The sequence below is a fragment of the Anaerobiospirillum sp. NML120511 genome (assembly GCF_023050955.1).
Lineage (GTDB): Bacteria > Pseudomonadota > Gammaproteobacteria > Enterobacterales > Succinivibrionaceae > Anaerobiospirillum.
Genome location: NZ_JALKIK010000010.1, coordinates 67,113 through 91,043, shown reverse-complemented (window position 1 = coordinate 91,043; position 23,931 = coordinate 67,113). Strand labels below are relative to the sequence as shown.

General features: G+C 51.1%; 7 protein-coding genes. All 7 read left to right on the top strand.

Features of this window, described 5'->3' with window-relative positions; genetic code table 11:
- Nucleotides 1-379 precede the first annotated feature (379 nt).
- On the top strand, nucleotides 380-1,885 hold the full coding sequence (gene dacB / locus MXE39_RS04615) for a D-alanyl-D-alanine carboxypeptidase/D-alanyl-D-alanine-endopeptidase (RefSeq protein WP_246977553.1): 1,506 nt from the start codon (nucleotides 380-382) through the stop codon (nucleotides 1,883-1,885).
- 1,457 nt (nucleotides 1,886-3,342) lie between these two features.
- Nucleotides 3,343-5,985: an autotransporter domain-containing protein gene (locus tag MXE39_RS04610; protein ID WP_247073815.1), complete on the top strand. Its 2,643-nt coding sequence runs from the start codon at nucleotides 3,343-3,345 to the stop codon at nucleotides 5,983-5,985.
- Between the two features lie 948 nt (nucleotides 5,986-6,933).
- Entirely contained in the window at nucleotides 6,934-11,073 is a 4,140-nt protein-coding gene (locus MXE39_RS04605) for a S6 family peptidase (RefSeq protein ID WP_246977555.1), read from the top strand.
- A 760-nt stretch (nucleotides 11,074-11,833) separates the two neighbouring features.
- A complete protein-coding gene (locus tag MXE39_RS04600; RefSeq protein ID WP_246977556.1) occupies nucleotides 11,834-13,048 on the top strand; it encodes a pyridoxal phosphate-dependent aminotransferase in 1,215 nt (404 codons plus the stop codon).
- A 726-nt stretch (nucleotides 13,049-13,774) separates the two neighbouring features.
- Nucleotides 13,775-17,980 (top strand): S6 family peptidase, encoded by a 4,206-nt coding sequence (locus tag MXE39_RS04595; protein WP_246977557.1) that lies wholly within the window; start codon nucleotides 13,775-13,777, stop codon nucleotides 17,978-17,980.
- A gap of 920 nt (nucleotides 17,981-18,900) precedes the next feature.
- Nucleotides 18,901-19,068 carry a hypothetical protein gene (locus tag MXE39_RS04590; RefSeq protein WP_246977558.1) on the top strand — a complete coding sequence of 56 codons (168 nt, stop codon included), beginning with the start codon at nucleotides 18,901-18,903 and terminating at the stop codon, nucleotides 19,066-19,068.
- Nucleotides 19,069-19,614: 546 nt separating this feature from the next.
- Nucleotides 19,615-23,793 carry a S6 family peptidase gene (locus MXE39_RS04585; protein WP_246977559.1) on the top strand — a complete coding sequence of 1,393 codons (4,179 nt, stop codon included), beginning with the start codon at nucleotides 19,615-19,617 and terminating at the stop codon, nucleotides 23,791-23,793.
- Nucleotides 23,794-23,931 lie beyond the last annotated feature (138 nt).

Sequence of the window (23,931 nt, the reverse complement as noted above, 5' to 3'; positions counted from 1 at the left end):
CGGTCAGCTATTGACCTCACGCCAGGATCAGGGCATAAGTATGGGCATGGATTACGTGCTCTGACCCTTTTTCAGGCAGTGCGTAAACAGAACTGATGGAGTATCAGTTACGGAGTATTTATCTGCTTATGTGGTGCAAATGGTATGCTGTGTGTCCCCCTGAATCTGCCCTCAGGCAGCGTGTATTTAACCGGTCAGCAATGAGTTTTTCCCACCCGGTTTCATTACGGTGTTTTTAGTGAGCAAAAGCTAACAGTGCCGTTTTTACCGCTATAATTGAGATTTTGTCAGACAGATTATCCAGCTGCCTGCCCCTGCCAGTTCATGGTTTTTCCATATCATTTATGGCCCCTCCTGCTTTTATGCTGAAGAGATTCTTATGTTGCGCAAGTTTTTGATTTCATGCCTCTGTGCCCTTACCCTTTCAGTCGGCACTCAGACAGCCCAGGCCATCCCGGCCACATCAACCCCGCTTGAAGGATCCCAGATTGGAATTGCCTACCGCTTTAGCCCTCAAGGCAAGATCCACGGCATAAATCAGGAACTCTTCTTCCATCCTGCCTCTACCCAGAAAATGGTCACAGCTCTGGCAGCCATGATTTTTCTGGGCGGTGATTACGAGCTGATTACCCGTCTTGAGGTCAACCGCAATGTCATGAACAATGACAAGCTGGTCGTAGACAGCTCAGGCACCCTTAATTCCGACGTGGTTGTACGCTTTACCGGCGATCCGACCATGCGCGTTGATCACTACCAGAGCCTGCTCTCCATTTTGCAAAAGCATGGCGTACGCCGTATCAATGGCAAGGTACTGCTTGATGTCAGCCGCTTTGGTGGTCCATCGCGTGCCAATGGCTGGTCCTGGGACGACCTGCCTTCATGTTTTACCGCCCCATCAGCCCCTATTATCATCAACCGCAACTGTACCTTCGCTCAGCTCAAGTCCGATGGTCCTGGCACCCATGCCTCACCACTGGTACCATCAGGCGTCCCTATTGAGCTGCAATCTGATGTAGTAGCAGTAGAAGAGGGGCATTACGGCGGCGACTGTATTCTTGAGGCCAATCTCTTTATCGACAACAAGTACCATCTGACCGGCTGTATTCCGGCCAGCTCCGATCCACGCAAGCTCAGACCATGGCCTCTTTCTCTGGCCATTTCCGATGCCGAGCGCTGGGGCAAGGACTGGACTGCCACCATCATGCGCCGCCTGAATATCAAGGTGCGTGACGGTATTGAGATTACCCGTACCCCTGTTGCCAACATGGTGACCATTGCTCAGCGCAACTCGCCAAAGATGCGTGAGCTGGTTGAGTACATGCTGCAGAAGTCCAACAATCTGTACGCTGATACCATTGCCAAGAATGTAGCTGCCGAATACTTCAATCTGCCTGCTACCTACTACCGCGCCAATCGCGCCATGCGCTCCATTCTCAATCAGTACGCCAAAATCGATCTGGGCAACTCCTACATCGTTGACGGCTCCGGTCTGTCTCCTCACAATCTGATGAGCCCGGCCACCATGCTTGAGATCCTCGATTACATCAACAAGCACAATGACAAGCTCGGTATCATCGAGCTGATGCCTGTTTCAGGCAAGTCAGGAACACTGCAGTGGCGTGCCTCAACCTTTAACGCTCCGTTAAAGGGCCATGTAATAGCCAAGACCGGCACCCTGCAGAATGTATCCAACCTGGCAGGCTTCGTAATTACCAAGAGCGGTAACCGTGTACCTTTCGTGATGTTCACCAATTCCATCACCTATTCAGAGCGTACCCGCGACCTGGTTAAATACCGCCGCAGTCCTTCACCTCACTACTCATACGAGCGCTACATCATTGAGCACATTTACGATGAGGACGTAATGGGCCGCGACTTCCGCTGACGCAAGGCGTAATGCGCCCCGGCGACAGCGCCAGCGCAGCCCCGCGCCAGCCAGGCCTGTGCCGCAGGCCACCGTGCCTGGCCAGCCGCTCTTACACCAGTTAACCTCAACTTCTATATATTCACCTTATCCACATCAAAGGTTCATGCCCATGGTGTGAAGTATTCTCCAGGCCCCCTCACTGCAGGGGGCTTGTCATTTCTGCCTCCCTGCATCTCCCACCTCATCAGCTGCAAGGCTGCATGTCTCAGAGAAAGGCTGCAAGCTACTGCACCCGGCTGACGCCCCGCCCGTTACTCCAGCCCAATAGTCTCTATTGAGCAAATACCTGTCCCGGGCAACTCACCTTAATCCTTCTGCAAAGAGCACCAGCCATCACCACCTGGCCAAACCAGGCAAAACACTGTGCCTGTCTGTCGTCACGTGCATGGCAGCTCCTGATACGTCCTGTCATTGTTGTCATGAGCATCATGCTCCATGCTCTCAGATAAATTTATGTCCCATCGCATGTGCTTCACACAGCTCATAGACCTGTCCGCTGACCACAGTACTTTCATGCCTCACCCGGCTGCTCACACTATGCGCCAATGGCATTGCGCGGACCTGTCAAAAGTTTTGTCTTTTCCGGAAAAATGTCGAAAAATGGCGCAAAAGTACAAAAATCGCTGAAAATTTGCTGTTTTTTGTCAAAAAACCGTGTTTATTGCGTAATTTCCCTTGCACCAAAATAATCAAAAGGCTGCACCAGGTGCGGTTCCCGCGTGCCTTAGCGCCACTGGTTTATCTACTGCATGTATTACATTGATGATCTGGCCTGTAATGTGCAAAAGTGATGGCGTCAGTGTTTTTCAGGATCCCAGATTCACTTACAACAATCTTTATACACTCAAATATGTAAATTTAATCACTATGCAAGACTGATTTATATGGGATCACATCAAGCCTTAACCATAAACAGTGCAATTTTTTCTCATACATAAAATTGTGCACATAGCTCAATAAGCCCCTGGTGGACTGAACTTCTGTGCCATGGCACATGTTACCGGGTTCCTTACCGTAATAATCGCATGTGCATCCGTGCACTTAGTGCTTTGCGCTGTAACTTTGCAACTGAAACTTTAAGCACACTAGATACTGCAAAAGCGCATCCGCATCGCCCTGATCTTACTTAGTTTTTCCCAAATGTATCCGGAAATATTCCGTTAGTTAGATACAATGTATTAAAGTAACTTCTGACCGCAGAATCCGTGCATTGCGATCTGCAATATGCCGACTGCACAAATAATATCTGCCTTTGTCAGTCGTGCCCTTATTGCCGCAACCATAAGGACACAGCCATGCAAACGAATTCTAAAAAGCAAACTGCCCAGTCGGACCGGCGCGATAATAAACACAGAGCATCATGCTCACCTGTGCCGACACTCCTTTCAGCCGCCCTTGCGCCTCTGTTTATGTGCATGGCTGGCGAAGCTATGGCTGTAACATCAGAAGCAACAGCTCTGTCCTCATACCGTTTCAGTGCCCCAGCCGGCCCTTCCTTATCTACCAGTCCCAATGGTAAGCCTGAGTACAACTTCAGTCATATTGACTCGAAGTTAATGATTCATGATGACTACACAGGCAAAACCGGCTTCAGACTTGAGTATGACACTGAGGCAACAGACTTCGAGAAATTCAACAACCGTCATCTCATCATGGACGGCGGCATGCATGCTGCCGAGGGCGAGATCTTCGTTAAGAATGCTCAGGTAACCATGCAGGGCTGGGCCGATCATTTCAATGGCGACTTTGACGATGCTCTATGGACCGAGCGTGGCTTTCGCTTTGAAAAGATGACCCTGCGCAATTCAAATCTCAGCGTGGGACGTAATGCATGGCTTGAGGGCACACTCGATATCAAAAACTCTCACGTCAGATTTGGCGGTGATGTGCCTGTTTTTCACGACAAGCCTCATCCTGACCGTAAGCAGCATCTGGTTCAGGGCAATTCCCGCTTTGACGAGGAGGTTCACTTCAAGGGCCATATCAAGGCAGAAGACTCCACTGTCGAAAGCTATATGAGCTCCTTTCAGGCCAGTTTTGACCTGAAAAACTCCATTTTTATCAATCATGACAAGACAGGTCTGACCGTTGTTCTGCCAGAGGGTATCAAGCTCAAAGACCACTCCAATGCTAAGCTGGGCAATATCAAAGTAGTTGCCAACCGGAATCCGGGACTTATCAGCATCAGCAATGACTCCCGCCTGAGCGTTCAGGACGTTCACGTGGTCTATGGCCGTCTTCATGTGCCTGATAATGTGGCCCATGGCACCCTGCATGCCGATCGCTGGAGTACCATCACTGTAAACAACTGGAATCTCAAGAACACCAACCTGGTCACTGCCAGCAACGGCAACATCATAGTTAATAACCTGACCACCTCTGGAGCTCAGCGCGCTATTGGCAATATCACAGTCAATAACTCGCTCTCCATGAATGACCTGGACCCCAATACCATTGTCCCTATCGCCGGCAAGTGGGTAGGTCTTGATGTCACCGGCACTTTGACCCTGGAAAAAGACGTACATGTAAAGGCGCACTTCTCCAATGACTTCCTGTCAGTAAACAATGTCAAATTCAACAGACCAGGCACTCTCATTCGTGCAGGCAAGCTCATTGACAAGCGCGCCATCAAGGACGTGGAGTACGACACTCACGGCATCGCCGTCGACATTGAAACTGAGATTAAAGACAACAGAGTTATTCTGACCTTTACCAACATGGTCATGCCTGCTCCGCCTCCAAAGCCTGATCCAGCTCCGGATCAGCCTGACGGTGGCGTCACTCCCCCTGACAGCGGCACTCCTGACAGTCCTGATGCCGGCACCCCGGACCACCCTGACAGCGGCCCTGATGATGCGCCTACCCAACAGGAAATTCAGGAGAATAAGGAAGATGTAATTGAGGACTTCTTTGAACAGGGCAATGCTACTGCTGACCGCAATGAGCTGCAGTCCGTTATTGAGCATAACAAGAACGGCGATCTGTTATTCCAGGAGGTGGCCATTCAGGACGCCCTGACCATGAATGACTCTCATGCCGGTGCTGAGGCTCTGCACGCAATCGCCCAGCGTACTGAGCAGATAAAGCTTGAAGCAGCCCGTACTCTCAATCAGAGCAAAATAGTTGCGCCGGTACGTCGTGCTATCGATACCAGACTTGCCTCCCTGCGTCGTAGCGCCCGCTCCTCAACAGCCTCCTATACACCAGTTGCAGCTTCGGGACGTGGCGAGGCTGTCACTGAACTGTCCCGTGTCAGCACTGATAACATCCTCAATCAGAGTATCTTTGTTGATGTCAGCGGCAGTCTGCTCAAGGATGATGATCGCAAGGAACAGACTTTCAGCTCCAATATAGGTTATGACCGCGTCTGGAAGGTCGATGGCGGACGTATGGTTACAGGTGCTGCAGTTAACTTCACCAAAATCGACAATTCCGACGAACTGTCCTCTGATGACGCCATGATGTATGGCATCACCGGATACCTGTCATTCGAGCAGAACCGTGGCTTTGAGTATCAGACTTATCTGACTGCAGGCTACCTGTTCAACGATCGCAGTTTTACTCCACAAGTGGCTATTGGTGAACAGAGGTTTGATGAACGCAGTGTACTGTTTATGAGCAGTAACTACCTCAAATATCATTTCCAAAAGGGCAAATACAGCATTCGACCTATGCTTCTTGCTGATTTAGGATGGCACCGTATAGGCAAGAGCGAGTCCACCTGGCTTAAAAGAGACAGCCTCTCTCAGGCTGTACTGGATCTTGGTGTGGGTATTGAACTCGAGGGCAGCTACGAATCTGTAGGCTATATGCTCCAGGCAACTGCCAAGACCAACGTCTGGACCTCAGATAACACCGTAGGCATTAATCTCATTAACGCCAACGGCTACATGTCATATGACATTCCAGAGGATCAGGACGCCATCTTCTCCGTCAACGGTGCGCTGAGCAAGCGCCTGCTGCCTGATGTCACCCTCGACCTGGGCATTGGTGGCTCCATCACCTCTGAGGGCGCCCTTGGCGTCCACGGCAACGGCCGCATCCGCTGGCACTTCTAACCCCGCCTGCGCCACCTGGGCGCAGCCGCCACAAGCCCCGCCCCCTGCGGGGCTTGCGCTTTGCAGCTGCCGCTGCAACCCGCCTCAGTCACTGCCCGCCCCCGCCCACACGAGCGAAGACCACAGTCACGGACGGCGCAAGCACCTCTTATAACATCGCATCGTCAAATACGCACGCCCCCAATCACTGCATAACTTGCGGCGCCCGCCCCACACACCCCACCACTTGCGGCGCCCGCCCCACATACTCCCTCACTTGCGGCGCCCGCCCCACATCCCCCATCACTTGCGGCGCCCGCCCCACACACTCCATCACTTGCGGCGCCCGCCTCACATGCCCCATCACTTGCGGCGCCCGCACCATATACCCCATCACTTGCGGCGCCCGCACCATATACCCCATCACTTGCGGCGCCCGCCTGCCACTTTATTTCACATCCCCAGGATCACGCTCTCAAGGCACGACCTGCTCATGCTGCACTGCTTGTTTATCAAAGAGCGGCCTTCTCACATCAACTGAACTTCACCTGACTGATGTATCCATGCCAAAGTTATGCACCAAAAAAGTTCAAAATTTTTTGATATTTTTGAAGACATCATCTAGCTCAATATTTAGTCGTGTGTGCACACCGCCATGAGAAGTGATGAGTGCCTGGCAAGAACAGCATTTTCAAGGGAATTATTTACACATTATTTACATGTGCCATTCATTGCTACAACGCACATAAAACCGTGCATTCTAGATATTAGTAGTATCTATGATTTATTTTACCGTTTGACTTAATTACTATTCCCGCATAAACAAAGCATAAAAAATTTACGCTACAATAGTTTAAATTTATACAGTATGGCCTGAGGCCAGGCGCAAATCAGTCTCACATGCTTATATCGATTTGCGGGCCTTTGATTGCTGTGGCCACACCAATACACCACAGGAAAAAATACACAATGAAATCGACAAAAAACACCAGCGGCGATGCCCGTTTAAGTAACAGTAACAAGTTCAATAGATCCAGCCGAAAGTCCCTCCTGCCTTCCCTGCTTCCCGCAGTTCTTCCTCCACTGTTAATGTGCCTTGCCGGCGATGCAATGGCCATGCACGTCAACACCTCAAAGCACTGGTTCCGTGACTACCTCGATTTTGGTCAGAACAAAGGTATCTTTGCTCCTGGCGCTTTAGGCCTTACTCTTACAGACAAGGAAGGTAACCAGACACCTTTACCTTATGTTCCATTTCCTGATTTTGATGTTGTGACCAATCATGGATCTGCCACCTCTATTGGCGGTGCGTACATGATTACAGCTGCTCACAACAGAAAAAACGGTCACTGGCAGAAGAATGCGCTGGAGCCTGAGTGGGGAAAGAGCAAGTATTATCTTCAGGACTACATGTCCCATGATGACTTTGCCGTAACCCGTCTCAACAAGTTTGTTGTTGAAACCCAGGGTGTAAGCTCAGGTGTTGATACCAGTCTGAACAATCAGCAGTTCCTGGATCGCTACGGCATCAATTACAACGGCAAGAAGCAGGTTCTGGTATACCGCACAGGTTCAGGCTACCTTGAGATCACCGATGGCAAAGGAAAGAAGTCATTCAAGGACGTTGCATACAAGCCAGAACTCCGAGGCGGCTCAATCTACACCCTGTATGACTGGGCACCAGGCAACAACCGTACAATGTTCACTAACCTTATGAGTTTTCATAACGAGACCACTGCTGGTGACAGTGGATCGGTAGCACTTGTCTGGGATAACTATGATAAAAAGTGGGTTGCGCTGGGCACTCTTTTAGGAATCGGTGGCGGTTCCAGTGGCAGAACTTACTTTATCTACAGCAAGTGGAATCAGGACAAGGTCAATGCTATTAAAGAGAAGTTCACCCACTCTGTAGACCTTAGTCAGGGAAACCTCAGCCTTACCTCCAACAAGGCATACAGCCTTAATGGCAATACAGTGGAGTTTGGCGAAAAGAAGGACCTCTCATTTAAGAACGGCGGTACAGTTACCCTTACCAGTGATCTTAATATGGGTATTGCCGGCCTGATTTTCGATGAAAACAACAACTACAAGGTAACTGGTGAAGAGTTCAAGTTCCGTGGGGCAGGTGTCGATATTGGCAAGGGCTCTGTTGTTGACTGGAATATTAAGGGACATCCAGATGATGTCCTCCACAAGATTGGTGAGGGTACCCTGCGTGTTAATGTAGCTCAGGGCAATAACCTCAAGACCGGCAACGGTACTGTAGAACTCAACACACCTAAAGCCTTTAACCAGATATATCTGGCAAGTGGCGCCTCTAAGGTAAAACTTAGCAACAAAGACGGCCTCAACAAAGACGACAGGTTCAATGGCGTCTACTTTACCAGCCGTGGTGGCGAACTGGACATTAACGGTAATGATCAGACTTTCCAGCGTATTGCTGCCTCTGATTTTGGTGCTGTAGTAAGCAACAGGGCTTCAAATCGAGCCAGTCTTTCCTTTGCCCTCCCTGAGTGGAAGTACGCTTACCATGGCCAGTTCAAGGACAATCTCAATGTCAAGGTTGAGTATGACACTACTGCCAGCGATGATGACAAGTTCAACAAGCGTCACCTCGTTCTCGACGGTGGTATGGACATCAAGGGCGATGTATCAGTTAAGAACGCTCAGCTGACCATGCAGGGCATGCCTGAGAACCACGCTGTGCTGGGACGTAAGTCCTGTCCATTCCCAGGAAACCTGTGTGACCCTTACTGGATTCCATATATCCAGGAAAGTGAAAAAGCTGCTAACGAAAAGTTTGGTACCCAGTACCGCAATAACAATCAGGTTAGTGATCTGGCACAGAATGACTGGGCTACACGTACCTACAAGTTTGCAACTCTCAAGCTTGACAACGCTTCTGTAGGTGTAGGTAGAAACAGCTGGGTAGTCGGCGATATTGACGCCAAAGGCTCAAATGTACAGTTCGGTGGCCCATTAACTGTTTTCAGAGATGAGCACTCCGGCAATAACGTTACTACAGGCGGTAACAACTTTGATTTCCAGCAAAGTCTGGTAGGCGGCAGCTCAGTTGCTGATGAGACCATTCACTTCGAGGGTAACATAAAGGCTGAGAACTCCCAGTTCACCAGCTACATGAAGAACTTCTCTGCCAGCTTTGACTTTAACAACTCTACCTTCGAGAGCAAGGACTTAAAGAGCACAACTGTTCTGCTAGACAAGGGCATTAACCTGAAGAACAACTCTTCTCTTATTCTTGGAGACATTGTTGTTGAGGGTAACGACCGTAAAGACCTCATTCAGGTTAGCAGCGACTCAAAGCTTTCTGTTCAGAACGTAAATGTAGCTGAAGGTCTTCTGTACCTTCCTGATGACGTAGCAAAAGGCACCCTGACTGCAGCCAGACATGGCTTCATTTATGTCGACAACTGGAATCTTAATAACAATCTGGTAACCGACAACTCAAGTCTTATTACCATCAAGAACCTTAACTCATCCGGCACTCAAAAGGCAGCTGCCAATATTTCCATCGCCAATGAGTTAAACATGACTGACCTCAACCCTAACCGTCCAGGTGCCGGTGCCAGCGAGTGGATTGGTCTTGATGTAGGCGGCCTGACCTTACAGCCTCAGTCATCAATCAAGGCTTCATTCTCTAATGAATACCTGTCGCTGAACAACAGTACCTTTAATAAGGAGCATACCCTTATCCGCTCAACCGCTCTTAACGATCAGCGTGATAACAAGGCTATTGCATTTAATACCAATGGCAAGGCTGTTTCAGTAAAGAGCAATATTGCTGATAACAAGATTACTTTCAGCTTTGAAAACAAGGCTCAGGCTGCCAGCCAGCCACAGGCTCGCACCTACAGAGGCTTTGCCTTCCGTATGGCAGGTCCTGGTGCGCCAACCATGAGCTCCTTCCGTATGGCTGACAGCCCGGTAATGGCCCGCTTCATGGAGACCACCAAAGACCCTGAGGCTGCTGAGGAAATCAAGTCCATCATCTCTCACAATGAGTCCGGTGGTAAGAGCTTCCAGGAAGTTGCCATTGTCGACGCACTGAGCATGGAAGATGCCGATCAGGGTGCTGCAGCACTTGAGTCCATTGTTGAGCGCACCGAGGACATGAAGAGCGCTACCGCCCGTACTCTGTCTCAGAGCACTCTGGTAGCTCCAGTCCGTACCGCCATTGACTCACGTCTGGCCTCCCTGCGCCGCTCTGCCCGTGCCGCTACTGCCTCATACACTCCAGTAGCTGCCATTGGCGCTGCAAGCTCCCTGCAGGAGATGGCCCGTGCAAGCCAGGATCAGGTTCTCAACAACAGCGTCTTTGTTGACGTAAGCGGCAGCTATCAGAAGGATGGCACCCGTAAGGACCAGACCATCAGCACCAACCTCGGTTATGACCGCGTATTCCGTCAGGATCAGAGCCGCTATGTTCTGGGTGGTGCCATGAGCCTTACCAAGGTGGATAACACCGATACCGGCGCCAAGGATGATGGTCTTATGTACTCTCTTACCGGCTACTTCTCCTATGAGCAGAAGGAAGGCTTTGAGATGCAGAGCTACCTGACTGCCGGTTTCCTTGATAATGACCGCAGCTACATCCCTGAGATTAATCTTGGTGAGCAGAAGTTCAACGAAGACAGCTTCATGCTGATGAGCTCCAACTACTTCAAGTACCACATCAAGAGCGGTGAATACAGCATCCGTCCTATGATTCTGGCTGACTTCGGCTGGAACCATGTAGGCAGCTCCGAGTCTGATTACCTCAAGCGTGACGGCCTCAATCAGACCACTGTAGATCTCGGTGTGGGTGTCGAGTTTGAGGGTTACCACGAGTCCTTTGGCTACCTCATTCAGGCTACTGCCCGTCACAATGTCTACACCTCTGATGAGACTGTAGGCGTGAACCTGAGAAATGCCGACGGTTACATCACCTACGACATTCCTGAGAATGACGACACTACCTTCAACCTCAATGGCAATCTGAGCAAGCGCATCAGACCAGACATGACTCTTGATCTGGGTCTGGGTGCCTCAGCCAACACCAGCGGTGCAATGGGCGTCAACGGTAATGTCCGTCTGCGCTGGCACTTCTAATTGCTTGACTTAAGAATTTAAGGACAGGAGCACAAGCTCAAGCAAAAGCATAAGCTCCTGTCCCTAAATACTCCGACTAAAGCCTGCCGGCCTGTGCCTGCAGGCTTTTTTTTACTTTCTAAAACTTTTAAGTTTATTTCTTGATAAAACTCCCCCACCTGAAGCGTGTATGCCCCTGCTGTGATGAAAGACTCGCACCTGAAGTGAGCTCCTGACAGTGGAAAGCAGCCTACACCTGTAATCGCATGCACCCGAATGTGGAAATCAGCTTCCACCTGTAATCACATGCCTCCGAATGTGGAAATCAGCTTCCATCTGTGATGAAAGGCGGTCTACACGGAGCTGCTACACCTCATGCGGCAATGTGCTCAGACTGAGGTGCATCGATTAAGGACAAAATGGGCATGTGCTGACACTTAAGGGATTTATCTGATTTGACATGATCTGTGCGTGCTACAATCACCGTGACTGGAGCCGCAGTAATTTTGTTTTGCTGATGGCGCCCGCAGCTTACGGACGCCGCTGCTGTCAGTGATTCTGAAAGTGATGTTTCACGGCATTTCAGGCAGCCTGAGGCACAAAGCCCGGTACCTGTACAGGACAGAATCTGAGACTTCGTGTTTTTACCTTTAACGGGAGGCCCGAGTGAGCCTGCCTGTATCTGTCAGTTCATCGCCTGTGCACTGTGCCAGCCTGCAGGCTGCCGCAACAGCACAAGGAGCACGTGCCGGCAGCATCAGGGCAGCAGCTGGGAAATTCAATGAAACCGATTGAAAAATCACACAAACTGGACCATGTATGCTACGACATACGAGGCCGTATCCATCAGGAAGCCTGCCAGATGGAAGAGGAAGGCGTACGCATACTCAAACTCAATATAGGCAATCTGGCCACCTTTGGCTTTGAGGCGCCTGAAGAGGTGGTACGCGACGTGGTCCGCAACCTGTCCAACTCTCAGGGATACTGTGAGTCCAACGGTATTTTCTCGGCAAGAAAGGCCATTGCTCAGTACTATCAGCAAAAGGGCCTGAAGAACGCCGACGTTGAGGACGTCTACATTGGCAATGGCGTTTCCGAGCTCATTACCACCTCAATGAACGCTCTTCTCAACAATGGCGACGAGATTCTTGTCCCGGCCCCTGACTACCCGCTGTGGACTGCCGCCATTACCCTGGCCGGCGGTCATGCCGTGCACTATGTGTGCGATGAAGAGTCTGACTGGTTCCCTGACCTTGATGACATCCGCCGCAAGATTACCCCACGTACCCGTGGCATTGTAATCATCAACCCTAACAACCCTACCGGCTCTGTCTACTCCACTGAGTTCCTGCAGGCTCTTATTGAGCTGTGCCGTGAGCATGAGCTCATGATTTTCTCAGACGAGATCTACGACAAGATTCTCTACGATGACTATGCTCATCGCAGTATCTGTACCCTGTGTGATGATGTGCCTGTCGTTACCTACAATGGACTGTCCAAGACCTACCGTGCCTGCGGCTTTCGTCAGGGCTGGATGATCCTCACCGGTCCCAAGGCCAAGATGCGTGGCTATATCGAAGGCATTCGCATGATGATGGCCATGCGTCTGTGCGCCAATGTCCCTCTGCAGCATGCCATTCAGACCTCTCTGGGCGGCTATCAGAGTATTAATGAGCTCATTGTGCCAGGCGGCCGACTGCACCGTCAACGCGAGGCCATGTATGAACGCCTGAGTGCCATTCCGGGCATTTCAGTCAAAAAGCCTCATGGCGCCCTGTACATGTTCCCTAAGATTGACATCAAGCGCTACAACATCAAGGACGATCAGAAGTTCTGCCTTGACCTGCTGCGTCAGGAAAAGCTGCTCGTGGTCCAGGGCACTGGCTTTAACTGGATAGCCCCCGATCATTTCCGTGTAGTCTTCCTGCCGGACGTAGACATCATTGATGATGCCTGCAACCGTCTGGAGCACTTCCTCAAGACCTACCACCAGTAAGCATCTGGTCTCCCGGCCCCTGACGCCACCATCCCGGGGCATTGAACTCCTTTGCCCCAGGCATGCACAGCTGTCGGAAGCTGTGCGCTATCTGTCCCAGGCTGGCAGCTTTAGCAATAGCCTCGACAGGAGCTGGATCAGCAGGCCCAGTCATCCATGGACATTGAACTCCTTTGCCCCTGGAGGTTACAGTCATTTGCCCAGGGAGGTCACATTCGTCAGCCAACTTTGCTCAGGGATTCCAATAGACAGTGAGCACTAAATGATCAAAAACCTGTCATACAAGTGATACTTTATATTTATTTCACTAAATAAGTGCATTGCTCTGCCTCAAACCCCAAGCTTTTGAGCTTCACGGGCAGATAAAAGCTTACAGTCATTTAAAAAGCCCTGCGCATCGTAATGCCAGGGCTTTTTTGATTGTTACGCATAGTATCAATATGGTGAAAAATATTATCAGATGTCATGTACGCAACCAACATGATAGATAAGCTGATTTTTGCTGACGACAATGTTTTCATACTGGTAAAAAATCACATCTATCAAGGCTTTAAAATAGATACTGCAGACAATATTTACCCTGTCAGCCAGTTTGTGCTGTTGCATGCGATAGAATGCAGACGTTTGTCCAGAACACCTTAATTCAATCGCACTGTCGATTGAAAACGGCCTTTTAAGTCCAGGGCCGCCTGAGAGCATCATCGTACACACGTGCTGAAATAAACTATGCAACACAGTTCAAGCAAAATATTAACTGACGATCCGGTAGTTAAGCGTCAGTACAGAAAACCAGCCCTGTTATATCCGGTACTGCTGCCTGTAGCAGTTACTCCGGTACTGCTTTTTGCTGTTTCTGATGTTTCAGCAAACCACATGAATATCGCCAACCACTGGTTCCGAGACTATCTGGATTTTGCCCAGAATGAGGGTATTTTCAAACCTGGAGCCACCGGACTGGTCATTCCTGGCAAAAACGGCAATGACCTGGTGTTGCCTGACGTTCCTTTTCCTGACTTTGATGCCTATTCCAATGAAGGACCTGTAACCTCCATTGGCGGTGCCTATATGGTTACTGCCACTCATAACAGGCTATCAAACGGCAGCTGGCATACAGCAAGCCAGTCACCGTCCTGGGGCATTTCCAAATACAGCCTGCAGGACTATGCTGCCAATGCAGATTTTGTTGTAACCCGTCTGAACAAGTTCGTAGTCGAAACTCCAGGAATCAGACATGGTGTTGACTACTCCTTAAGCGATGCTCAGAAGCTCGACCGTTATGGAGTGATGGTTAACGGCCAGAAGCGCATATTAATGTATCGCGCCGGCTCTGGCTGGCTGAATGTTAAAACAGCTGGCGGCGGCAAAACATTCAAAGATGTATCTTACAGACCTGAACTGAGATCAGGCTCGATTTACGTTCTCTATCAGTGGAATAATGGCCCTAATCAGACCGTTTTTCAGAACCTGTTCAGTTTTGAAAATCACACTACCGAAGGCGACAGCGGCTCAGGCGGCCTTCTTTGGGACAATGAACGTGGGGAGTGGGTTTTAGCCGGTACCCTGCTGGGCATGGCCAATCTTAATGGAGTTAATGTCAAGGTCTATAACCGCTGGCACCAGGGCAAGGTCGATGAGATTAAGAACAGGTTTACCCACAATGTAGCCTTAAGCGGCGGTACTCTGCTTTTCTCTACTACTGCCGACGATCAGTATGAGCTTGCCGGTTCTCAGCATAAGTTCACCCGGAAGCAGGATCTGCTCTTCAGGGGCGGCGGTTTTATTACTCTGCAGAAGAATCTTGATCTGGGTATTGGCGGCTTTATCTTTGATGAGGGCAACAACTACAAGGTTGAAGGTACCGGATTTAACTTCAGGGGCGCCGGTGTAGATATTGGCCATGGTTCTACAGTTGAGTGGAACATTCAGGGCAATCCTTCTGACAGCCTGCATAAGATTGGCCGTGGCACCATGATTGTCAATGTTGCCCAGGGCAATAATCTCAAGGTGGGTGACGGCACAGTCGAGCTGGTCGCTCAGCACTCCTTCAATCAGATTTACATGGCCAGCGGCCTTGCTACAGTAAAGCTGCGTAACAGGGATGCCCTCAATAAGTCCGGCAATTTCAACAATATCTACTTTACCCGACGTGGCGGAACCCTGGATGTTAACGGCAATGACCAGACCTTCCAGCGCATAGCTGCTTCTGATTCCGGCACAGTTATTACCAATACTGCAGGTACCCGCGCCAATATCGACCTGACTCTGCCTGACTGGAAATATGCCTATCATGGTCAGTTCACAAAAGGCCTGAACGTCAATGTCAAAAATGACAAACCTCTGGCGGAATCCGAGCGCTTTGAAAAGAAGCATCTGATCCTTGATGGCGGCATGGACATATTCGGTCAGGTAAGTATCAAAAATGCCATGCTGACCATGCAGGGCACTCCTACCCGACATGCCGTACTGGGCCGTGACAGCTGCCCTTATCCATTCCCTACCTGTAAACCATACTGGGTTGACTACGTCAGAGGCGAGGAGAAGGCTGCCAATGACAGGTTCAAGTCCCACTACAAGACCAATAACGAAAGAAACTCCCTTGATCAGCCTGACTGGGAGCAGCGTACCTACAGATTTGAAAAGCTCACCCTGGAGAACTCCAGCCTTAATGTAGGACGTAATGCCACAGTAATTGGCAATATTGAGGCTACAGGCTCAAAGGTTAACTTCGGCGGAGATCACCCTGTCTTCCGCGACGGCTTTTACGGTGAAAACATCACAGCCAATGGTCTGGGCTTTGACTTCCGTCAGCAGCTCCATTACGGTACTGCCCGCGCTGATGACACTATTACCTTCAATGGTAATATCAGGGCCAGTGACAGTCAGTTCACCAGCACCATGAAGGAGTTTTCTGCCAGTTTTGACCTTAAGAACAACTCCTCCTTTGAAAGCCTGAACACCGGCAGCGTTACCCACATTCTTGACCAGGGCATCAAGGTAGACGCCACCTCAAAGCTGATCCTTGGAGATGTGGTCGTTTCTGGTTCCAAAAACAAAAATCTCTTCAGCTTTGAAACAGGATCAAAAGTTTCTTTCCAAAATCTTTTAGTTGATGACGCTGAGCTTTATGTTCCTGATTATGTTGTTGAGGGTGCCATAAAGGCCTTTAACAACGGAAAGATATACCTAAAGCAGTGGACCCTGGACAGCAGCAATCTCATCTCGGATAAAACCGGCCGTATCGACATTGAAAAGCTCAATGTCGAGGGCTCCCAGTCAGCCAAGGCTAACATAATCGTTCAGGATGAGCTCAACATGAACGATGTCAATCCCGGCCGTCCAGGTGCATCATCTGGCCAGTGGGTTGGCCTTGATGTTCAGGAGCTTACCTTAAGACCTGCTGCAGCTATCAAGGCAGATTTCTCCAATGACTATCTGTCATTGAGAAATGTGACTTTCAATAATGAAAACATCCTGATTCGCGCTGCCGACCTTATCGACGAGCGCAGCAACCAGGAAATCAAATTCACCACCGGCGGCAAGGACATCACAGTCAGCAGCCGCAAAGACGGCAACCAGATCCTCTTTGCTTTCAACGATAACAGCTCTGGCAACGGCGGTAACGGCGGTAACGGCTCCGGCAACGGTGGCAACGGTGACTCCGGATCTGGAGGCACTGGCGATGACTCTGGCAATGGCGGCGGCCAGGGCGGAGGCAATGGCAGCGGCCAGGGCGGTGGCAATGGCGGTCCTGTGCTGCCTGCAAGCCCTGCAATTGACGCTTTCCTAGAGGGAAATACCAATCCACGTGCCCCAGAGATTCTGGCCTCAATCATTACACACAATGAAAATGGTAAGAACAAGTACCAGGAAGTGGCCATCAAGGATGCCCTGTCCAATCCTGATCCTCAGCGCGGTGCTCAGGCACTGGCAGCCATTGTCAAACGTACTGATGACATGTACACCAGTACCGCAAAGACTCTGGATGCCCGCACCATTATCTCTCCGGTGCGTACTGCCGTAGACTCACGTCTGGCCTCTCTGCGCCGCTCAGCGCGTGTTGCTACTGCCGCCTATACTCCAGTAGCGGCAACAGGCAAGGCCGCTAATCTGAGCGCCATGTCCAAAAAGCGTGATGAGCAGATGCTCAACGACAGTGTTTTTGTCGATGTCAGCACCGGCTATCAGAAGGACGGAGATCGCAAAGAGCGCGTGATCAGCTCCAATGTGGGCTTTGACCGTATTCTTAAAATAGAAAATGGCCGTATGGTGATCGGCGGCGCTTTGAACCTGAGCAGCATAGACAATACTGACTACAATGCCAAAGACGATGGCACTATGTACGGTCTGACCGGCTATCTGTCCTGGGAGCAGCCTGAGGGCTTTGAACTGCAGAGCTATCTGACTGCCGGATATATGGTCAATGACCGCAGCTTCACCCCTGAGATTGCCCTTGGTGAACAGAACTTTGATGAGCGCAGCTTCCTGCTGATGAGCAGCAATTACTTCAAGTACCGCATGGACCATGGTCCTGTAACCATAAGGCCAATGGTACTGATGGATCTGGGCTTTAACAGAGTTGGCAGCAGCGAATCTGATTTTATGAAGCGTGATGACATGTCTAAGATCAGCCTTGATCTGGGTGCCGGCATTGAGCTTGAGGGCACTCACGAGTCCTACGGCTATCTGCTGCAGGGCACAGTACGTCACAATGTCTGGAACTCAGATGACACTGTAGGCATCAACCTGAGAAATGCCCATGGCTATATCTCCTACGAGATCCCTGACCAGCACAGCACCTCCTTCTCAGTACACGGCTCACTGAGCAAGCGCCTGGCCGCTGACGTCACCATGGACCTCGGTCTTGGCGCTGACGCCAGCACCGACGGTGCCCTGGGCTTCAACGCCAATGCCCGCATACGCTGGCACTTCTAAACAAAAGCCGCCCATACGGGATGCCTCCCCAAAAAGCCCTGCCCCTGCAGGGCTTTTTCACATCCCGATCCTGGCATCAACAACCCATCTGACCATCGCCCCATCCCCCGCTGCCGTCATCTGCACCGACAGCATCAGCCCTTTGCTTATGTATAAGCTCACAACTACTGAAAGAGGCATTTGAACAGCAACTGACACCAGCACGGGCACAGCCCCAGGCGGAGCTGTATAAACAGGAGCCGCTCCCGGCGCAAACTCAGGTGCAGGTGTCGTAACAGCACCGCCCCAGGTACAGTCAATGGCACAGGAGCAGATGAAAACGACGGCTCTGACAATGGAACAGGTGCATGCGCAAGCTCTTGCGCAGGCGCTGCCACATGCGCTGCACTGGCACCTCCGCATTCGTATGAACATTGGCAGGCCCAGAGATGCCCAGGCTGACAGGCCCAGTGCTGCAATTTACTCTGACTGTGCAGAACATCGGGCTAATCTGATATTGAGACGGGGACAGGGATGGTGAGATTGAGTGGTACAGGGCATGGACTGGTGTCCAGGATTCAGTCTGAACACAGCACAGTGCAGAGGCGTAGCTTGCAAGGTGTAGCCCGCAAAGCAAAGCCTGCAAGACGGCCCCACGACGTACATGAACACGCCTGACACTGTCGCAGTTCATGCCAGAGAGCACTCCATGGTGCAGGCATATCATGCTCAGACCTTTGCACTGGGTCACCAGACAGGTCTTACATGGCTTCAACAAGATGGCTTCAACAATTTACCTTGGGCATGACCTGATAAGCCCAGGAGCTGACTGCGGCGGTGAGTGGTCATGTCTCACCAGGCCCCCTGCTTCAGTTCATGCGCATGGTCCAGCTTCCATGCATCCTGCCTCCAGGCATACAGCTTCAAGGCATACAGCCTACGTGAATCCAGAGTCCTGGCAGACGGCGCCAGGTTTGTTGCCGGCTCATGCGCTGTTGAGCCGGTTTTCCTGGCAGTTCCTGGCATTACCAGGGGCTGAAGCGGCCAAAAAAATGACTGGGAAAGAAAAAATTCGTCATTTTTTAAACATTCTTTTTCTTCCGCTGTGACTGTAAAAAGCCAGATCTGCGCCTGACTGCTTCAGTGCATTTTCGGTCAGATCAGAGTGTCAAACTAGATATATATGCCTGTTCAAAGGGCCTGTCACACATTAGTAAACATATATTAGTCATATCTGGCAACATTGAGAAAACAGGATTTAAATAAATACTGTCGATTTTACGACGTGCCATAGATTCAGATAAAATATTACAGTTTCGTCCACTTCTCTGAATGCGCCCATTTTTCAGCCTGTTGTTCTGCAGCTGCGGCCTGGGTAGCTCGGACTGATGCGGTAAGGAGTAGCCGCATTGGAAAGGTGGACCATATCACTTATGAAAGTCTGGTCTGCCAGACTGAATGTGCCGACCTGTCAGCGCCATAAACTGGCGCTGCGGCCATGGTTGCGCTGCAGCCTGGCGGCGCCATGTCGTGGCGCGGCTGTGGCGCGGCGTCTGCCGGGCGCTGCGGCGTGGGCGTGCACATTCGGGCTTATGCGGTAAGGAGTAGCCGTGTATGCAGGCAGACCATATCACTACGGTTATTGAGTCAGTACCATGCTAAAGAGCACCAGCACCAGGCCTTTTGTCGCTCCTGAATACGAGCGCAGCTTAAAGGCCCGCAAATCTATTCTGCCTGCTATTGTTCCGGCCATCCTTCCTGCAGTCATACCTCCTGTTGTGCTGGGCGTGAGCGTTGAGGTATCTGCCAATAACCTGCATCTGGACAAATTCTGGTTCCGTGACTACCTTGATTTTGGCCAGAACAAGGGCATGTTCGTACCCGGTGCTACCGGTCTGTCCATCATGGACAAGAATGGCAACATGCTCGAGCTGCCTAATGTACCCTTCCCTGATTTCCGTCCTGTTTCCAATACCGGCCCTACCACCTATGTAGGTGGCGGCTTTGCCGTTACTGCTGCCCACAACAAAAAGTGGGGTGCCTGGAAAAAAGACGTTGGTGAGCCTTTCTGGGGTATCAGCAGCTATGGCATGCACGAGCGCCCAATCTATAAGCCAGATTACAATACCAAGCCTGATGAGGCCGCCATTCATGATGACTTTGCCATTGTCAGACTTAACAAATATGTAGTTGAAACTCCCGGATATACCGATGCCGTAGATGTAACCCTGAACAATCAGGAGTTCCTGGACAGATACGGTGTTGTCTACAACGGTAAGAAGATGGTGCTGGCCTATCGAGCCGGTGCCGGTGTTCTGTACACCACCTATAAGGGCAAAAAGACTGAATTTAAATCAGCAGACTATCGCTCTGAGCTGCTAAGCGGTTCCATATACAAGTTAAATTCATGGAACCCGGGCGGAGATCGTGCAAATTTTGTAAAGCTTTTTGATTTCTATAACGAAACCACCGGCGGTGACAGCGGATCGGCTGTACTGCTGTGGGATAACAAGCTGCAAAAGTGGGTTATTGCAGGTGTGCTCCTCGGTATTGGCGGCGGCAGCAGCGGCGTCAACTACATGATTTACAGCAAGTGGCATCCGGCTTCTGTACAGAAGTTCAAGGATCGCTACACCCACAAGGTGCTGTTAAATCAGGGCAATCTGCTGTTCTCGGCAACTACCGACAGAGAGTACACTCTTGCGGGAGCTCAAAAGACCATTGACCGCCACAGGGACATGACCTTTACCGGCGGCGGTCTTATCACCCTGCAGAAAAATCTTGATCTGGGTGTGGGCGGTCTCGTCTTTGATGAGAACAAGAACTACACAGTTGAGGGCTCCAACTTCACCTACCGTGGTGCCGGCATCGACATTGGCAAGGGCACTAAAGTTAACTGGAGCATTAAGGGCGATCCAAACGACAACCTGCACAAGGTGGGCGAGGGCACCCTTATTGTCAATGAAAGCCAGGGCAATAATCTCAAGGTGGGCAATGGCACCGTGGAGCTGGTGGCTCAACAGTCTTTCAACCAGATCTACATGGCCAGCGGTCTTGCCACCATCAAGCTCAGACACCAGGACGCCCTGAAGAAAGACGATAAATTTAACAACATCTATTTTACTACCAGGGGCGGTACTCTCGATCTCAATGGTCACTCCCAGAAGTTCCAGCGTATTGCCGCATCCGATGCCGGTACTGTAGTTACCAATACGGCCAATACCAGAGCTGATCTGGACCTGACGCTGCCTACCTGGAAGTATGCCTACCACGGCCGCTTCACCGAGGGCCTTAATGTCAATGTCAAATTTGACAGCGAGGCCAGCTCAGCAGACAAATTTGAAAAGCGCCATCTCATTCTTGATGGCGGCATGAGCATTCATGGTGACATGACAGTCAAGAATGCCCGTGTCACCATGCAGGGCCTGCCAACACGTCATGCCATTCAGGGCAAGCAGAAGTGCCACACCCCGGGTGTAATCTGCGATCCTTACTGGATGAACCATGTCACCAGTTTTGACAAAGAGGCCAATGACCGCTTCAACAGTCACTACAAGAATGACAATCAGCCTAACTCCCTGCAGCAGCCTGACTGGGAAACCCGTACCTATCAGTTCGGTACCCTCAAGCTTGAAAATGCTGAGATTGGTGTAGGCCGTAACAGCCGTATCCTGGGTAATATCGATGCCGTAAACTCCAATATTCAGTTTGGTGGCGATACTGCTGTATTCCGTGACTACTTCCAGGGTGACAATGTTACTGCTGCCGGTAATGGCTTTGATTTCCGTCAGCAGCTCCACCAGGGCAAATCCCAGGCTGATGACACTATCTACTATGAAGGCCGCATTAAGGCCTCTAACAGCCATTTCACCAGCACCATGCAAAGCTTCTCAGCAAGCTTTGACCTCAAGGACGGCTCTACCTTCAAGAGCCTGAACAGTAGCTCGGTTACCCGCATCATGGATGAGGGTATCAAGGTTTCAGGCAAGTCCGAGCTGGTACTGGGCGATATCTTTGTCACCGGCAATACCAATAAGAATCTCATCAGCGTCAGCACTGACTCCAAAATGTCTGTGCAGAATGTCCATGTGTCAGAGGGCATGCTCTACGTGCCTGATTACATTGCTCAGGGTGCCCTGAACGCCTTTAACAATGGCTCTATCTACGTCCATCACTGGACTCTGGACAGCAATCTGCGCTCTGATGCCAGCGGCAAAATATATATCGACAATCTGACCACGGCCGGCACTCAGAGAGCTGATGCCAATATCACTGTGAACAATGAACTGTTCATGGGTGACCTGAATCCTGGCCATGTCAACTCACGTGCCAGTGAGTGGGTGGGCCTTGATGTCACCTCACTTACCCTGGAGCCAACAGCCCATATCAAGGCAGATTTCTCCAATGACTATCTGTCCCTGACCAATGTCTCCTTTAATGAGGAGCAGGTGCTGCTGCGCGCAGGTGAGCTCAAGGACGAGCGTCTTAACAAGGACATCTCCTTTACCAGCGGCGGTGAGGATATTGACGTTGATACCCGCAGCGAGGGTAATCAGATTTTCTTCACCTTCAAGGATCTCAACCCTGACAACAGGCCGGATACTGATCCAGATGCCGGTCCTGAGGGCGGAGAGGATGGCAATGGCAATGGCCCTGTAGACATGCCACCTGCTCTGCACCAATTCCTGCAGACCAGCACCAATCCACGTGCTGAGCAAATCATCAGTGCCATCATTACTCACAATGAGAAAAGTCCTAATAAGTATCAGGAAGTAGCCCTTAAGGATGCCCTGAGCAACAAGGATCCTCAGGCCGGCGCCCAGGCCCTGGCCGCCATTGTTGAGCGCACTGATAACATGAAGCAGGCTGCAGCCAGGACTCTCAAAAAGAGCACTGTCATTGCGCCAGTACGCGGAGCCATTGACTCACGTCTGGCTTCCTTACGCCGCCCGGTACGCTCTGCCACTGCCACCTACACTCCTGTGGCCGCCGCAGGTGATGCCGCCAGCGCCATGGCAATGTCCAGAAAGACAGACGAGCAGATCCTCAACGACAGCATGTTCGTTGATATCAGCACCGGACTGCAAAAGGACGGCACCCGCAAGGAGCGCGTAGTCAGCTCCAATCTTGGTTTTGACCGCGTGCTGGAGGTTGAGAGAGGCCGCATGGTGCTGGGCGGTGCCTTCAGCGTCACCAGTGTGGACAATACCGATGAGGGAGCCAGCGATGAGGGTATGATGTACAGCCTCACCGGCTATATGTCCCTCGAGCAGAAAAACGGCTTTGAGCTGCAGAGCTATCTCACCGGCGGTTATCTCGTGAATGACCGCAGCATGACTCCTGAGGTTTCACTGGGCGAACAGACCTTTGATGAGCGCAGCTTCATGCTCATGAGCAGCAACTACTTCAAGTATCACTTCAAGAAGGGTGAGTACAGCATCAAGCCAATGATCCTGGCTGACCTGGGCTTTAACCGTGTCAACAAGAGCGAGTCCGACTTTATCAAGCGTGACTCCATGAACCAGGTAACCCTGGACCTTGGTGTTGGCGTAGAGCTTGAGGGCGCCCATGAGTCCTGGGGCTATATGCTGCAGGCCACGGCCCGCAACAATGTCTGGAACTCCAATGACAAGGTCGGCGTAAACCTGACCAGCGCTGAGGGCTATATCTCCTATGAGATTCCAGGCGAACACGAGACCAGCTTCAGCCTCAACGGCTCGGTAAGCAAGCGCCTTGCAGCCGACATTACAGTCGATCTGGGCCTGGGTGCCTCTGCCACCACCGACGGCGCTCACGGCCTCAACGCCAACGCCCGTATCCGCTGGCACTTCTAACCGCCCGGACCATGGCCCCAGCCATGGCCGTGGCCGCGCCAGGCCCAGGACCGTGCCGCCGCTGGCGCCCCGATCCTGGCCCGATAAAAAAAGCCTGCAGGCTTACACCTGCAGGCTTTTTTGTGCCCGGACATTGGC